Origin of the sequence: Saccharopolyspora sp. CA-218241 (genome assembly GCF_050954615.1) — a bacterium.
GTDB lineage: Bacteria > Actinomycetota > Actinomycetes > Mycobacteriales > Pseudonocardiaceae > Saccharopolyspora > Saccharopolyspora cebuensis.
Genome location: NZ_CP191860.1, coordinates 1295546 through 1311181 on the forward strand (window position 1 = coordinate 1295546; position 15636 = coordinate 1311181).

General features: G+C 72.4%; 13 protein-coding genes. 5 read left to right on the forward strand and 8 right to left on the reverse strand.

The genetic code is table 11. The annotated features are described in order from the left end of the window. Window positions 1-119: 119 nt before the first annotated feature. Complete coding sequence (locus tag ACQP0T_RS06385) at window positions 120-2234, reverse strand: prolyl oligopeptidase family serine peptidase (protein WP_433871735.1); 2115 nt, start codon at window positions 2232-2234, stop codon at window positions 120-122. Between the two features lie 373 nt (window positions 2235-2607). Here ACQP0T_RS06385 and ACQP0T_RS06390 point away from each other — a divergent pair, with 373 nt between their 5' ends. Further along, a complete protein-coding gene (locus ACQP0T_RS06390) occupies window positions 2608-3108 on the forward strand; it encodes an HNH endonuclease (protein WP_433871736.1) in 501 nt (166 codons plus the stop codon). A gap of 70 nt (window positions 3109-3178) precedes the next feature. On the opposite strand, the gene ACQP0T_RS06395 is transcribed toward ACQP0T_RS06390, so the two are convergent. Continuing rightward, the gene (locus tag ACQP0T_RS06395) at window positions 3179-3526 is read right to left on the reverse strand and encodes a hypothetical protein (RefSeq protein ID WP_433871737.1); all 348 of its coding nucleotides are present in this window, start codon (window positions 3524-3526) and stop codon (window positions 3179-3181) included. Between the two features lie 411 nt (window positions 3527-3937). Between ACQP0T_RS06395 and ctaJ the strand changes: the two genes are divergently transcribed. Both ctaJ and ACQP0T_RS06405 read left to right on the forward strand, forming a co-directional pair. Next, window positions 3938-4198: an aa3-type cytochrome oxidase subunit CtaJ gene (ctaJ, locus tag ACQP0T_RS06400; protein WP_345364515.1), complete on the forward strand. Its 261-nt coding sequence runs from the start codon at window positions 3938-3940 to the stop codon at window positions 4196-4198. After that, the gene (locus ACQP0T_RS06405) at window positions 4185-4682 is read left to right on the forward strand and encodes a DUF5130 family protein (RefSeq protein ID WP_433871738.1); all 498 of its coding nucleotides are present in this window, start codon (window positions 4185-4187) and stop codon (window positions 4680-4682) included. The genes ctaJ and ACQP0T_RS06405 overlap by 14 nt, the downstream gene beginning before the upstream one ends. 409 nt (window positions 4683-5091) lie before the next feature. Here the strand turns inward: ACQP0T_RS06405 and pepN are convergent, their stop codons facing one another. Then, a complete protein-coding gene (pepN, locus tag ACQP0T_RS06410; RefSeq protein ID WP_433871739.1) occupies window positions 5092-7674 on the reverse strand; it encodes an aminopeptidase N in 2583 nt (860 codons plus the stop codon). A 230-nt stretch (window positions 7675-7904) separates the two neighbouring features. Here pepN and ACQP0T_RS06415 point away from each other — a divergent pair, with 230 nt between their 5' ends. Continuing rightward, window positions 7905-8519, forward strand: a complete 615-nt coding sequence (locus ACQP0T_RS06415; RefSeq protein WP_433871740.1) for a mycothiol-dependent nitroreductase Rv2466c family protein — start codon at window positions 7905-7907, stop codon at window positions 8517-8519. Window positions 8520-8522: 3 nt separating this feature from the next. Continuing rightward, entirely contained in the window at window positions 8523-9167 is a 645-nt protein-coding gene (locus tag ACQP0T_RS06420) for an endonuclease V (protein WP_433871741.1), read from the forward strand. Here the strand turns inward: ACQP0T_RS06420 and ACQP0T_RS06425 are convergent. Genes ACQP0T_RS06425 through ACQP0T_RS06445 form a run of 5 tightly spaced genes read right to left on the reverse strand, consistent with a single transcriptional unit; the run spans window position 9160 to window position 15397 of the window. Continuing rightward, window positions 9160-9585, reverse strand: a complete 426-nt coding sequence (locus ACQP0T_RS06425; RefSeq protein ID WP_433871742.1) for a hypothetical protein — start codon at window positions 9583-9585, stop codon at window positions 9160-9162. The genes ACQP0T_RS06420 and ACQP0T_RS06425 overlap by 8 nt on opposite strands. 59 nt (window positions 9586-9644) lie before the next feature. Next, the gene (locus ACQP0T_RS06430) at window positions 9645-10115 is read right to left on the reverse strand and encodes a hypothetical protein (protein ID WP_433871743.1); all 471 of its coding nucleotides are present in this window, start codon (window positions 10113-10115) and stop codon (window positions 9645-9647) included. After that, window positions 10069-14445 (reverse strand): hypothetical protein, encoded by a 4377-nt coding sequence (locus ACQP0T_RS06435; RefSeq protein ID WP_433871744.1) that lies wholly within the window; start codon window positions 14443-14445, stop codon window positions 10069-10071. The genes ACQP0T_RS06430 and ACQP0T_RS06435 overlap by 47 nt, the downstream gene beginning before the upstream one ends. After that, window positions 14442-14783, reverse strand: coding sequence for a WXG100 family type VII secretion target (locus tag ACQP0T_RS06440; RefSeq protein ID WP_433871745.1), 342 nt, complete (start codon window positions 14781-14783; stop codon window positions 14442-14444). The genes ACQP0T_RS06435 and ACQP0T_RS06440 overlap by 4 nt, the downstream gene beginning before the upstream one ends. Continuing rightward, window positions 14783-15397, reverse strand: a complete 615-nt coding sequence (locus ACQP0T_RS06445) for a YbaB/EbfC family nucleoid-associated protein (protein ID WP_433871746.1) — start codon at window positions 15395-15397, stop codon at window positions 14783-14785. The genes ACQP0T_RS06440 and ACQP0T_RS06445 overlap by 1 nt, the downstream gene beginning before the upstream one ends. Window positions 15398-15636 lie beyond the last annotated feature (239 nt).

The following is a 15636-nucleotide window of genomic DNA, read 5'->3' on the forward strand; positions in this document are numbered from 1 at the left end:
ACCCGTCCGGGTATCGCGAACGCCCCGCCGCCCACGAGATCCGAGGTCACCTGCGCGCGGCACCATTGCCGGGCGTGCCGGGGCCCGCCGTCGAGAGCCCCGGCACGTCCGGCAGGGCCTCAGTCGACCGCGAGCCCGGTCGCCTCCGCGAGGAAGGCGAGCTGGTCGGTCGCCAACCCCACAGTACGGGACACCGAACGGGCCGAGTGCCCGACCTCGGTCTCCCGGCGCAGCAGCACCGGGCGCTGCGCGGGGTCGGAGGCCGTGGCCTGCTGGAGCTCGGCGCACATCTTCCTGGCGTGGTTCGGATCCACCCGGGTGTCCGACTCGAACACCGTGAACAGCACCGACGGGTACTCCGTGTGCTTCGTCACGTTGTGGTACGGCGAGTAGGACAGCAGCCAGCCGAGCTCCTCCGGGTCGTCGGCCGTGCCGTACTCCTCGTTCCACGTCCGGCCCAGCAGGAACCGCTCGTAGCGCACCATGTCCAGCAACGGCGCCGAGCACACCACCGCCCGGTAGAGGTCGGGGCGCTGGGTCAGGGCCGCGCCCACCAGCAGACCGCCGTTGGAGCCGCCGGTGATGGCGAGCTGCTCGGGGGTGGTCCAGCCCTGCTCGACGAGGTGCGCCGCGGCGGCGTGGAAGTCGTCGAAGGTGTTCTGCTTGCGCTCCCGCATCCCGGCGAGGTGCCAGTCCTCGCCTTCCTCGCCGCCGCCGCGCAGCGAGGGCAGCGCCCACACGCCGCCCGCGGCGACCCAGGCCAGCGCGGTCGGCGCGTAGCCGGGCTCGCGGGACAGCGAGAACCCGCCGTACCCGGTCATCAGCGCCGGGCGCGGCCGGTCCGGGGCGCCGGTGGAGCTGATCAGGAACATCCGCACCGGCGTGCCGTCCGACGAGGTGTAGGTGATCTGCTGGGTGCGCACCCGGGGCAGGTCCACCGCGCCGGGTGCGGAGCGCTCCAGGGCGGTCTCCCCGGTGGCGCGGGAGTGGACGTGCACGCAGGGCGGGGTGGCGAAGTCGGTCCAGCCGATCCACAGCCGGTCCCGGTCGTGCTCGGTGCGCTCGTCGACGGTGGTCAGGCCGATGATCTGGCCGGTGCCCGGCAGCGGGACGTCGCCGACGCGGGCGCCGTCGGACGGCCGGTGCAGGCTCAGCTCGGACACCGCGTGCCGGGTGCGCAGCACCGCCAGCAGCGGGTCCGCGCCGTCGTCGAACCAGCGCACCGCCTCCAGCACCGAGTCGGGCTCCTCGGCGAGCAGCTCGGTCCAGTGCTCCGGCTCCGGCCGCCGCGGATCGGCCACGCACAGCCGCCAGCGCGGCGCGTCCAGCGTGGTCATCACGTAGAGCCGGCCGTCGCGCTCCACCCACGACGAGACACGGTAGCCGTCGGTGGTGTCGACGATCTGGCGCAGCGGCGGGGCGGCCTCGCCGGTGGACAGGTCGGCGATCCACACCGAGTCGCGGCGGGCGGTGCCCGGGCTGCCCTCGATGACCAGCCAGCGGCCGTCCCGCGAGACGGTGGTGCCGTAGTAGAAGGTGTGGTCCTGGCCCTCGCCGTGCACCAGCACGTCCTGCTCGGGGTCGCCGCCCACCCGGTGCCGCCAGACGCGCCGGTGGAACTGCTCCTCGCCCTCGGGCACCAGTTCGGGGGCGAGCCTGCGGATGTAGAAGAACTCCTCGCCGCCGGGCAGCCAGGAGATCGACGAGTAGCGGCAGCGGTCGATCGGCCCCTCGACGAGCTCGCCGGTGGTCACGTCCATCACGTGCAGCAGCGATTCCTCGTCGCCGCCGACCGAGACCTGGTAGGCGAGCAGGTCGCCCTCCAGGCTCGGCGACCAGGTGTCGAGCGTGGTCAGCCCCGACGGGTCGAGCGCGGTGACGTCCAGCAGCACCCGCTCGGTGCCGTCGGGTTCGCGCACGGTGAGCACCGCGAACTCCTGGTCGGCCTCGCGGCGGGTGAAGAACGCCCGCCCGCCCCGCCACTGCGGGACCGACACCGAGCCGGCCGACAGCAGCGACCGCATCCGCTCGGTGATCGCGTCGCGGCCGGGCAGCGACTCCAGTTTCTCGCGGGCGAGCACGTCCTGCTGCGCCGACCACGCCTCGGTGCGCGGATCGGTGGGATCCTCCAGCCACCGGTACGGATCGGCCACCCGGTGCCCGTGCAGATCTTCGACGATGTCCTCGCGCTGCGCGCGCGGGTAGGTCAGATTCGCTGGTTGAACGTCGGTCACGGTCGCCGACTGTACGTGGGCGCGGTGATCGAGCCGAGGTCTCGCGGAGATCGTTCCCACCGAAAACGGCGGGATTCACCCGGAATGATCATTTATCCGCTGATGCGCGCGCGGGCATGTTTTCTTCACCGCGAATGCGTCCGCAATTCGCCGCTCGTTCACGTGGTGCAGCGAATCACACGTGCATTCGCGCGGGGTTCTGTGTTCGACTTAGGCCGATACCCGGTGGAGGTGGTCGCGTGCCCGACCGACAACCGACCCGACAATCGGCGCCGCGGGGCGCGGCCCACGGGCTCGTCCCCCGGACCGCGCTGTGCCAGGTCACGCGCGCGCCGGACCGGCCGCCCGGCCAGCCCCCGGGAGCAAGCGCCGGGTGCTGCTGCTCAACGCCACCTTCGAACCGCTGACCGCGCTGCCGCTGCGCCGCGCGATCGTGCTGGTGGTGTGCGGGAAGGCCGAGGTCGTGCACGGGGACGCCGCCGGCGAGGTGCTGCACTCCGCCAGCGAGAGCCTGGCGGTGCCGTCGGTGATCCGGCTCAGCACCTTCGTCCGCGTCCCCTACCGGGGGCGCGTGCCGCTGACCCGGTCGGCGCTGATGCTGCGCGACGCGCACCGGTGCGTCTACTGCGGAGCGCGGGCCGAGACGATCGACCACGTGGTGCCGCGCAGCAAGGGCGGGCCGCATTCCTGGGAGAACTGCGTCGCCTGCTGCCGCAAGTGCAACCACCGCAAGGCCGACCGCACGCTCAGCGAGCTGGGCTGGCAGCTCCCGGTCGCGCCGCGGGCGCCGCGCGGCAGGCACTGGCGGCTGCTCGCCGGGCTCTCCGAGACGGACCCGCTCTGGCTCCCGTACCTGGGCGACTCGGCCGCCTGAGCGGCTGCGCCGGGGCCGCAGCTCGCGGGGTCGCGCGCCGCCTCCCGGTACCGAGCGGTTCCCGCCCGGCTCAGCGCACGCCCGCGCCACGCCGCACCCCGCTGATCCGCACGCCCCGGTGGTGGCCGCTGATGCGCACCCCGCGCCGCGAGCTGATCCGGACCCCGCGGTAACCGCTGATCCGAACCCCGTGCTGACCGCTGATCCGCACGCCCGCGGAGCCGCTGATCCGCACGCCGCGGTGGTCCCCGCTGATCCGGACGCCGCGCTGCCCGCTGATCCGGACCCCGCGGGAGCCGCTGATGCGCACGCCCCGTCCCCGACCGCTGATCCGGACACCCCGCTGGTGGGCGCTGATTCGGACGCCGCGCCGCGCCCCGCTGATGCGCACGCCGCTCCGGGACTCGGGCCCGGCCATTCGCACTCCGTGGTCGCGCAGCGGTTGATCATTCACCGGAAGAGTGAGAATGCTGCTCTGGACGGCGGTTTCGAAGATCGACATGGTGTGCCTCCTGCATTCGAACGGCGACTTGAACGTGGTTGATCAAATATGCAAGGCCCATACAGGTGAAAAACTATGGCCAAAATTGGTCCCGAACAAGCCGCCAAGTCGCCGCCGACTGCAAACGTCTGGATGGACTCCATTCGACGGCGACGGCTCCGCCGTACGAGTGATCGGAGGTGAGTTATACCACAGGCGACTCGTGACCGTGGGTAATTCGCGTCCGCTTCGCGAAGTTCCGACCGGGTGCGATCGGTTCCGGGGTGGACCGGCGACCCGCTGCCGGAAGAGGACGACGTGCGCCACGTCATCGGATACCGTACGGGCGTGAGTGTCCTGCAGACTGTGCTCGCCCTGGCGGTCGTCCCGGTGGCCGTCTACGCCGTGGTCACGCTCATCGTCCTGTGGCCCAAGCTCGCCCGGCCCCGCCGCCGGCGCGGGGACGGGTGGGACTTCGCCCCGGTGTTCTGGGTGGCCGATCCCGCGCGGGTCAACGCCGCCGGGCCGGTCACCGACGTGGAGTCCGAGCTCGGACCGGATGAACAGCAGCCCAGCACCGCCCGGGGAGGCGCACGTGGCACGTGGTGAGGACGCCGCCCTGTTCGCGGCTCAGGAGAGCGACGACACCGGCGGCGTGGTGACGCCGACCGGGCGGCTCTCGATCGCCCGGCGGATCGAGCCGGACCGCCCCCGGCTGCCGTTCAGCCCGGGGCAGCTCGCCCGGGTCGACGAGGCGATCGCGCTGTCCACCCGGACCACCGGCCTGGAGTTCGCCGTCTACGTCGGCGGCCTGGGCGAGGACTCCCGGGCGCAGGCCGAGGACATGCACGCCACCCTCGGCGCCCGCGCGGCCGAAGGCGTGCTGATCGCGGTGTCGCCGGGGGAGCGCAAGTTCGAGATCGTCACCGGCGAGGAGGCGTACCGGCGCATCCCGGACCGGAGCTGCCAGCTCGCCGCGATGAGCATGGTCGCCTCCTTCAAGGAGGACGAGCTCATCGACGGGCTGATCGGTGGGCTGCGGATGCTCTCCGACGCAGCCGGCGCCCGAGTCGAAGCACGCTCCGCCCACTGACCGCCCGACCACAGGCCCGCGAGGCGAACCACCTCGCGGGCCCCGTCGTGTCTCCGCACCGGGAAGCCAAGCCCAGCTCACCCCGCGCCGCCACCGCCAGGCAAGCGGCGAAAGCCGCTTCAGCAGAACGCACGCGCCACCAGCAACCCCCGTCAGGCAAGCGGCGAAAGCCGCTTCCGCAGTACCCCACGCACGGCACCGGCACCGCGGCGGGTTCTCAGCGGCCTTCTCGCGAGGACGCCCTGATGCCGTGTATTGGCGATCCATCAAGAAGGGCGCCCGGAGCGAGAAGGCCGCTGAGGTTCCGCCACCCGCACCCCCAAGCAACGGGACCACCACACCTTCAACCGCGAGAAGGCCGCTGAGGTTCCGCCACCCGCACCGCCACGCAGGGCGAGTGCGCAACAAACTAAGAACGGTCGAATTGGCGGGCTGCTAGTGCCCGCACAATCCCCGCCCTGCCCTCGGACACCAGCCTGCGCAGCGCCGCCGGGTGCTCACCGGCCAGCCACGCGTCGGCCTCGGCCACCGTGTCGTCCTGCACGGCCCAGGAGGGGAACAGCCCGATCACGGTGGGCTGGGCGCGTTCGCTGGACCGCCGCTGCCACACCTCGTCGATCTCGGCGAAGTACCGCGCCACGTACGAGGTGAGCAGGTCGCGCTGCGCGGGGTGCTGGAACCCGGCGATGATCGCGTCGCTGACCGCGTTGGGCAGCTCGTCGTCGTGCACCGCCCGGTTCCAGGCCAGCTCCTTGGCCGCCGCGGTCGGGATCAGCGCCCGCGCCCGCTCGGCGCGCCGCCGCCCGGTGGCGGTCTGGTCCTGGTCGAGCTGGGCCTCGATCTCCGACTCGTCGGCCGCGCCGTGCGCCACCAGGGCCTGCAGGAGCTGCCAGCGCAGGTCGGTGTCGACCAGCAGGCCCTCCAGCGGCGCGGTGCCGTCGTACCAGCCGCGCAGCACCGCCACCTGGTCCTCGTCGAGCACCGAACCGGTCAGCGAGTTGACGAAGGCGAGCTGGTGGTCCGAACCGGGTTCGGCGGCGGTGGCCAGCTCGATCAGCCGGGCGGAGTAGCGCGCCCAGCCCTCCGCCTGCCAGGACGGGTCCACGTAGGACGCCAGTGCGGTCTGGGTCTGCATCAGCACCCGCTGCACCACGCCGATCTCGCTCTCCGCGCCGATCCCGGCCTCGGACGAGGTGCCCAGCACCAGGCTGACGAAGTCGCGGGCTTTGAGCTCGGCCTCCCGGGTCATCTCCCAGGCGGTCGACCAGCACAACGCGCGGGGCAGCGACTCCTCGACGTCGGCGATCCGGTCGATCAGGGTCGCCAGCGACTCGGGGTCGAAGCGCAGCGAGCAGTAGGTGAGGTCGTCGTCGTTGACCAGCACCAGCTTGCCGCGGTGCACCCCGACGAGGTCGGGGACCTCGGTGCGCTCGCCGGTGACGTCCAGCTCCACCCGATGCCTGCGCACCAGCTTGCCGGTCTCCGGGTCGTCGTCGTAGATCCCGATCGCGAGCCGGTGGGTGCGCAGTTCGCCTTCGCCGGGCCGCGCCGGGCTCTGCAGCACCGCGAAGGAGGTGAACCGCCCGTCCTCGTCGGTGCCGAACTTCGGCCGCAGCATGTTCAGCCCGGTGGTCTCCAGCCATTCGGCGCTCCACCAGGACAGGTCCCGCCCGGAGGCCTCCTCCAGCGCGACCAGCAGGTCGTTGAGGGTGGCGTTGCCCCAGGCGTGCCGCTGGAAGTAGACCCGCAGCCCGGACAGGAAGCCCTCCAGCCCCACGTAGGCGACGAGCTGCTTGAGCACCGAGGCGCCCTTGGCGTAGGTGATGCCGTCGAAGTTGACCTCCACGGCCTGCAGGTCCGGGATGTCGGCGGCGACCGGGTGGGTCGAGGGGAGCTGGTCCTGCCGGTAGGCCCAGGACTTCTCCACGCTGGCGAAGGTGGTCCAGGCGTGCCGGTACTCGGTGCCGCCGACCTGCGCGAGCACGCTGGCCCAGGTGGCGAACGACTCGTTGAGCCACAGGTCGTTCCACCAGCGCATGGTGACCAGGTCGCCGAACCACATGTGCGCCATCTCGTGCAGCACGGTCTCGCAGCGGCGCTCGTAGAGGTAGCCGGTGACCTTCGAGCGGAAGACGTAGTCCTCCAGGAACGTCACGCAGCCGGCGTTCTCCATCGCGCCCGCGTTGAACTCCGGCACGAAGCACTGGTCGTACTTGCCGAACGGGTACGGCACGCCGAACGCCTTGTGGAAGAAGGCGAATCCCTGCTTGGTCTCGGTGAACAGCCGCTGGGCGTCGAGGTGCTCGGCCAGCGAGGCGCGGCAGTACAGGCCCAGCGGGATGGGGTCCTGGCCGTCGTCGCCGGGGAACTCGTCGCGCCACTCCGCGTACGGCCCGGCGACCAGCGCCACCAGGTAGGTCGACATCGGCCGGGTGGTCTCGAAGGCGTGCCGCCGGACGTCGGTGGTGAGGTCGGTGACCTCGGCCGCGGCGTTGGAGATGACCTTCCAGCTCGCCGGCGCGTCGACGGTGAGCTGGTAGGTGGCCTTGAGATCCGGCTGGTCGAAGCAGGCGAACATCCGCTTCGCGTCGGCCGTCTCGAACTGGCTGTAGAGGTAGACGCCGCCGTCGACCGGGTCGATGAAGCGGTGCAGGCCCTCGCCGGTGTTGGTGTAGGCGCAGTCGGCGGCGATGACGAGGTCGTTGGTCTCGGCCAGGTCGGGCAGCCGCAGCCCGCGCGACTCGTCGTAGTCGGCGAGGTCGAGCTCGATGCCGTTGAGCACGGCGCTGCGGATCCGCGGGGCGATCAGGTCGATCCACGTCTCGGCGCCGACCTCGGCGCTGCGGAAGCGCACCGCGGTGGTGGAGCCGAAGGTCTCCACCTCGGGACCGCCCGCGCCACCGGAGAGGTCGAGGTCGACCACGTAGGAATCGACCTGGAGCAGCGCCGCGCGCTGCTCGGCCTGTTCGCGGGTGAGGTTCGGCGGTGCCACGGATCACCTCGTTGTTCGTCGGGAATGGCCTCGCCGGTGTGCCGCACCGGCGGAGGCATCAAATCATGTCGACGCGCCCCGGCGCGTGCGGCTCCGGCGTGCTGTCGGCGTGTCGGCACGATCACCCGGCGGGGCGGTGGTCCGAACGGTGAAACCGGGAAGACGGCGGGGTGGCGCGGGGTTGTTGTTGAATGGCAGCGTTCGAACCGAGCCGACCGAGGAGTCCCCAGATGAGTGCAGCCGCCAAAGCCCAGGTCGACTTCTACTTCGACCCCGCGTGCCCGTTCGCCTGGGTCAGCTCCCGGTGGATCCTGGAGGTGCAGCAGGTCCGGGACATCGACCTGCGGTTCCAGGTGATGAGCCTCGCCGTGCTCAACGAGGGCCGCGACCTGCCCGCCGACTACCAGGACCTGATGGCCCAGGCGTGGGGCCCGGTGCGGGTGCTCATCGCCGCCGCGCAGCAGCACGGCGACGAGGTGCTCAGCCCGCTCTACACCGCGATGGGCACCCGGATCCACAACCAGGGCAACCGGGACTTCGCCCAGGTCACCGCGGAATCGCTGGCCGAGGTGGGGCTGCCCGCGTCGCTGGCCGAGGCCGCGACCAGCACCGAGCACGACGAGGCGCTGCGGGCCAGCCACCACCGGGGCATGGACCCGGTCGGCGACGAGGTCGGCACCCCGACCCTGCACGTCGACGGCGTCGCGTTCTTCGGCCCGGTGATCACCCGCATCCCGCGCGGCGAGGAGGCGGGCACGATGTTCGACGGCGCGGTCGCGATGGCCCGCAACCCGTACTTCTTCGAGCTCAAGCGCACCCGCACCGAGGACCCGCGGTTCGACTGAGCCGTGGAGCGGCCCACCACCGCGGCCGAGGCGGTCGCGGTCCAGGAGCGGTTGCGCCCGCTGGTCCGCGCCGACCGGCCGCTGCCGCCGGTGCGGACCGCGGCCGGGCTCGACGTCGCCTACCTCCCCGGGTCGGACCGGCTGGTCGCCGCGGTCACCGTGCTCGACGTCGAGACGTTGTCCACCGTGGACCGCCGCGCGGTCCGCGGCACCGCCGATTTCCCCTACGTGCCGGGGCTGTTCGCCTTCCGCGAAGCGCCGTCGCTGCTGCGCGCCCTGGACGGGCTCACGACGTCACCGGACGTCCTGGTCTGCGACGGGCAGGGCCTCGCGCACCCGCGCCGGTTCGGGCTGGCCTGCCACCTCGGGGTGCTCACCGGCCTGCCCAGCATCGGCGTCGGCAAGACCGCGCTGGGCCGCTACGACCCGCCGGGCGAGGAGCGCGGCGCCACCAGCCCGCTGCTGCTCGACGGCGAGGTCGTCGGCCGCGCGCTGCGCACCCGGCGCGGCGTCAAACCGGTGTTCGTCTCGGTGGGCCACCGCTGCGACCTCGATTCGGCGTGCGAGCTGGTGCTGCGGCTGGCCCCGCACCACCGGCTGCCCGAGACCACCCGCACCGCCGACCGGCTCGGCCGCGAGCTCAGCTGATCCGGGCGCGCAACCAGTCCGGCAGGTTCTCCTCGTCGCGCGGGAACATCTCCTGCTCCTGCGCGTAGTCGGCGTCCGTGGCGTCCCACGCCAGCTCGCTGTCCCGGTTGTAGTAGATCTCGTAGGTGTCCGGCGGGCTCATCCGGAAGAACGCCGAGAACCAGGTGCCGAGCCCGCCGTCGTACATGCCGACCCGCAACCGCCAGAACAGCGGGTGCACCTCGTCCGGCGGGGTCCAGTCGAGCATGTTGCCCGCGGCGTCCTGCGCGCCCGCGCCCATCTCCACGTGCTGCCCGATGGACTTGTACTCGACCGCGAGGAGCTGCCACCCCTCGGGCGCGGCGGCGAGGAGGGTGGTGGCCACCTCGTCGAGCAGCTCCTTCTGCTCGACGGGTCCCATCCCGTCGGTCTGGCTCATGCGTTGCTCCTGTGGTTGCCGGGGATGGACGGGCGGCAGTCTAGTGGTGCGATCACCGGTCACCCCTCCCACTCCGCCTCGAACTCGGCGGCCTCGGCGAACCGGGCGGCCAGCCAGTCCGGGACGTGCTCGTCGTCGCGCGGGAACCGCTCGTGGTCGAGCACGAACGCGGTCGGTGCGATCGTCGGCGACCACTGCGGGTCGTCGGTGAAGTTGAACCGCACCTCGGGCTCGGCGTCCCGGCGCAGCTCGACGTGCGCCGAGAACCAGGTGCCGCGCCCCGGCTCGTACATCGCCGCGCGCACCTCGCGCAGCAGCGCGCTGACGCCCGCGGGAAGCGGGTCGAGCAGCGGTTGCCCGTTCTGCCGCGTCCCGCTCAGCACCGCCTGGCTGATCCCGGCGTCCCGGAAGTCCAGCCGCAGCCGCGCCCAGTCCTCCGGCAGATCCGCCCGCAGGAGCCCGAGGACCTCCTCGACGAGCTCCTCAGGGCTTGGACTTCTTGGGTTTCTTGGAAGGTTGTCCGGAGCCATCGGGTTGCTTCCGCTTCGTTCCACCACTGCCCTTGGGGTTGTACTTCTCATAATCCCGGTGGTTGTAGTTCGCGACGTTCGGGAACTCGACCTCGTTCACCGTCACCGTGCCGTGCTTGTCGGTTTCGATCCACCGGTAGGTCGCGCTGACGGGGATGCCGTCGGGACCGCGGGGCGCGTTCACCTCGATCCGTTCGATGGTGCTCCCCCGCGTGTGCGCGTCGGAGAGCATGTTCTCGACGTACCGCCACGAGGCCCGGTTGGTCATCCCCTCCCTCTCGTGACCGCTGTTGGAGGTCTCGCGCTGCGGGTACATGTTGATGCTCTCGCCGGGCCCGCCCGCTTCATGCGCGGCCAGGTGGCCACCGGCCCAGTTCCACTGCGGGTGCACCTTCCGGCCTTCCTCGCCGGCGTGCCCCTGCGAAGTGCTATCCCGGTAGTAGTTCTCGTCCGGGAGCTTGTTCGGCGCGTCCTTGTAGTGCGGCGTTCCCGACATCTTGACGGTCTGCCCGTTGCCGTCGGTGTTGAACTGCCAGTTGTTGTCGATCTTGTACTGGGCATCGGGGCGCAACGCGTCCCTGCGGAGTTCGATGTTGCCCCGGTTGTCCGGATTCTTGGCGTTCGGGTCGTGGGTCTTGGTGGAGTCGACCTCGACCCACTTGATCTTGCCCTTGTCGTCGGTGAAGAAGCTGGCTCCGCGGCTCGGGTAGTCGTACCGGGTGTTCGGTTCCAGCTTGACGCCCTTCTTGTCCGGCAAACTGCTGAAGGACGTCTTGTTTCCGATGTCCCGCAGGTTCTTGTCCGGGTGGTTCGGATCGGGGATCGTGACCGGGCTCTTGCCCTTCGGGTCGTTCGAACCCCGCTCGAACTCGCTGTCCTTCGGTCGGTCGTAGGTGGTGATCGGGTCGGGGAGGGACGCGGGTGTCGCCGGTTTCGGCAACGACGGCTTCCCCGGATACGGCCCACCGTCCTGCGCCGGGTTGAGGATCGTCGTCTTCTTCATGGGAGGCAGGTCGTACTGCTTCCCCGAACCGCCGGTCCAGTCCTTGGGCAGCGCACCCGGGTCCTTGCCGTCCTGGGAGGGGTGGAACGCGTCCGTGCTGGCAGGGGTGGTACTGCCGTCGGGGTGGTGGGTTGTCCACCCGCCGTCCGGTGGCCACTTCGGGGCGACCCCGCCCGAGTTGCCGCCCGCCGAGCTGAAGACGCGCCCGTCGCTGTCGGTCCACACCAGCCCGGTGGGCGCGGTCACCGGGACCCCGAGCTCTTGGGACAAGTTCTTGGCCAGGCCGCTGCTGTCGTTGCCCGAGTTGCACGCCACCAAGCGGATCGGCTTCTGGCCGTCCCAGTTCGGGTCGCGGCGGAGCATGTCGGCGAATTCGCTCGGGCTGAACGTCTTGTCGCCGATCTTCACCTTCCCGTCCGGCGTGGCGTGCACATCGACGGTGTGGTGCTCCGGCGTCTCGACCGTCTTGTTGTTGCGCTTGACGATGTCGCCGTTCTGGTCCCGCACGGGGACGAGGTCCGGCTTGACCCGCTCCGCCAGATCCAGCATCGCCGGATCCTTGTGGTAGGACGAGCCGCTCGGCGTCGGGTTGCGGTACGCCTCGGCTTCGGCGATCTCCTGGTACCGGGGCGGCGGTCCGCCGGGAGAATTCGGAGCCGGTCCATCCTGCGGGGTCGGGTGCGCGGGGCGGTGCGGCAGCGCGATGTCGCCCCGCGGAGGAGGGCCATCGGCCGGGCGCGATCCGGGTCCGTGCGAGGTGTCGGTGCCGCCGCGCGGGGGCGGACCGGCGGCGGAGCGGTCCGGCTGGCGCGGGGTGTCGCCGCCCTTCGGGGAGTCACCGCGCGGCGGTGCGTCGCCACCGCCGGGGCGGTCGGCGGGGCCCGGAGAGCCGCCCGAACGGCCGGGGCCACCCGGTGTCGGACCACCGGGGGTCGGTCCTGCCGGGGGCGGGCCGCTCGGCGTCGGTCCGGGCGTCACGCTGCCGCCGGGTGCGGGCTGGTCGCCGCGCGGCGGGGGCGCGGTCGGCAGCGGACCCGCGGCCGGAGGCGCCGGTGGTGCGTCCACGTTGGCCGATGTCGTGCTCGACGGGCCCGTGGGGCGGTCGGGTGTCGGACCGGTCGGGAAGGAGCTGATCGGTGCACCGGGGACCGGCCCGTCGTCCGGATTCGGTCCGTTGTCGGGACGTGGTCCGCCATCCGGTCGCGGGCCGCCCTCCGGGCCGCCCGGCGAGCGGACGCCAGGGGCTCCGCCGCCCGCCGCCGGCTGGTCGTTCGGTGGTGTGGAGTCCGTCCGCGGCGGTGGGCCGTTGCCGTCGGGCGGTGTCGGGCCGACGTCGCGCGGAGGCGGCGCGGGTGTGTCGGAGGACTCGGGGCGCGGGGCGTCCGGTGTCGGCCCGTTGCCGGTGTCCGGGGCCGGTCCCCGGTCCGGCGACGGGGTGTTCCCGGGTCCGTCGGGGGACGGGGTCGTTCCGCGGTCGGGGCTCGGTTCCGGTGTGGTGCCGCGGGAGGCGTCGCCGTCCGGGGTCGGGCCGGTCTCCGGGGACGGCCGGGATTCGCCGTCCGGACGCGGCGAGCTGCCGCTGTCCGGGCCCTCGCTGGGCGGCGTCGGGCCCCGGTCGTCCGAGCCGTCCCGGGTCGTACCGCCGTCCGGTGTGGACTCCGGGGCCGGTGCGGTGTTCGTGTCCGGCGGCGTGGTGCTGCCGTCCGGTGCCGGGCTCCGGTCGGACGGCGGTGCGGTGCCGCTGTCCGGTGTGGAGTCCGGGGACGGCTGGGAGCCGCCGTCCGGCGGTGGGGTGGTGCCGCTGTCCGGCGTGGGCGTGGACCCGAACGTGCTGGGGCCGTCGGAGGCGTCCCGCGTCCCTGCGTCGGGGACGCTGGAGGAGGGCGGCGGGGTGTTCGTCGTGCTGTCGCCGGGCGGCGGCGTGCTGCCGGAGGTGTCCGGCGCGGGCGTGCCGGGCCCGGCTCCTCCCGAGGGCGGCGTGGGGGTGCCGCCGCCCGTCGGGGGCGGACCGGCGGTCGGGACCTCCGGTGCCGGTGGGGTCGAGGGGGTCTCGGCCGCCGGGGGAGGCGTGGTCGCTCCGTCGCCGCCCGAGGCGCCCTCGCCCGCGAATGCGGTGGGCGTGTCCCCGGCCGGGGGTGTGGTGGCTCCGTCGCCTCCCCTGGACGTCGAGCTGTCGGGCGCCGGAGTCTCGGGCGCCGGGGTCTCGGACGTCGAGTTGTCGGGCGCCGGGGTGTCGGAAGCGGGAGGCGGCGTGGCGCCGTCGCCGGTCGTCGAGCCTTCGTCCGAGGGCGGTGGTGTGGAGGTGTCCGGCGGCGCGGCCGGGCCGCCGTCCGACGGCGCGCTCCGGTCGCCGGTGGGCGAGTCGGACCCGCCGGTGTCGGGCGGGGGCGCGTCCCCGGGTCCGGGCGCCGAACGGTCACCACCACCGCCGCCGGCGTCGGGGACGTCGGGGACGTTGATGTTGTCGACGCCGGCCCCGACACCGCCCATCGTGCCGCCGGTGAACCCGCCCGAAGCGGCAGCCATGCCGACGTTGCCGGGGTCGATCTCGCCTTCCATGATCAACTGCTCGGCGACGCTGCTGACCGTGCCTTCGGCCGCGCCGGTGATGCCTTCCTTGACGATCGAGCCGCCGACGCTGTCGCCCGCCGCGCCCCCGATACCGCGGCCGATCGCGCCTCCGACGCCATCGAACAGGCCGCCCACGACGCCGCCGATGGCACCGCTGATCGCGGCCTCGCCGAACTTCTTGAGGTCGTAGCCGTCGCGCTCGCCGGAGGCGATCTGGATGCTCTGCACGGCGAACTCGATGCCCAGCGAGAGGGTCATCTCGATCGCGATGTTGATGATGAGCTGGCGGAAGATCTGCATCACGACGACGCGCGTGACGCCTTGGGCGGCGGCGATCCCGGCGGTCGAGGCGCCGAAGGTGAACGGCGCGGCGGCGATCATCGCGGCGATCTGCGCGGCGAGCGCGATCATCGTCGCGATGATCGTCAGCTTGGTGTGCTCGACTTCCAGGGCGGCGTTGTCGCAGGCCTCGGCGAGCTGCTCGCAAGCCTTCTTGAGCTGCGGCAGGGCGGCCTCGTCACCGTCGCCGATGTCCTTCCAGAGATCGTCGAAGGAGTTGGCGGTGCGGCCACGCATCGCGCCCTTGGCCTGCTCCGCGCCCCGGTTGGCCTCCACGTGGACGCCGTCGACCCCCTCGGCGGCGGCGCGCCAGGCATCGGCCATCCGACGCATCGCGTCCTCGTCGCCCTCGGGCCAGGACTGGCCGACGACGAGCGGGACCAGCCACTTGATCTCCTCGGGCATCTCGATGCTCATGTGGTCCGCCTCCGGTTCTCGACCTGGCCGGACCGGCCGATGTTCACGGCGGAGTCGAGGTCGCGGGATTCGGTGTCGTCCGCGGTGCCCTTGAGGTTGTCGTCGATGTCGCCGAGCGCCTGCGCGGTCTTCTCCAGCGCGTCGAAGAGGTCGTCCCGGCCCTTGGTGTACTCCTTGGCGAAGTTCTCCCCGGCCTCGTCGGTGCCCCAGCACTCGCCCTCGGCCTCCAGCGCGGAGCGCAGGGTGTTCAGCACCCCGTCGAGGTCGCCACCGGCCGCGCCGATCTTCGCGCCGCCCGACCGGACCTCCTCGGGCTGCATCTCCATTTCGTCGGCCATCAGCGGTCCTCCCGCAGCAGGAAGGTGTCCCGCGGCTCGTCGTCGTCCGGTTCGGAGGCGGCCGGGCGCGCTGGCGCCCGCGGTGGCGCGGCAGGTGGCGGTGCGGAGGCCGGGCGCGGCTCCTCGGGCGGTGCCGGGCGCCCCGGGGAACGCGGCTGCGCGGCCCGCTCGGCGTCGGGATCGGGCGGGGTGAGCAGCGTGCCGCGCGAGGGCAGCAGGTCCTGGAACGACGGCGCCCCGGGCACGATGTCGGAGAGCTCGGGCAGCGGCCCGCTCGGTGCGAGCTCGTCCTGCAAGGCGCGCTGCGCGGTCCCGGAGGCTTCCCGGACGACGCCGGTGATGGTCTGCGACAGCCGCTCCGGGGTGCTGCGCGCGAACGCCTTCGACGAGAGCGCGACCTGCTGCACCGTCCCGGTGGCGTCCACCCGGACGGTCACCAGGCCGTCCTCGGAAGTCACCTCGTAGGTGCGCTGCGCGGCCTCCGCCTGCTTGCGCCCGATCTCCGCGGTCTGCTGCCGCAGATCGGACAGCATCCCGTCGATCTGGTTGCGCAGCGCGGCGTTGCGGTTCTCCAGCTCAGCCCGCCGCGCGGCGGCTCCGTCCTGTTCCGGCAACTCCGACACCCTCCCGGCGCATCGCGACGACGATCGATCAACCCCAATGAGAATGACGTTCGCCGAACCCCACCGGTGCCGCGGGGGCCGGGAAAGACCCCGTTCAGCCCTGACGTTGCTCCGAACGGAGTAGGCGGTATGTCGGCTTCGGGCGGTGTGGGAGGTAACGGCGCTGGTACTCGTCCGGTCGTGCGTGCGCGTTCAGTGCTGAAATGATCGCGGACCGTTCCGGCGGACGT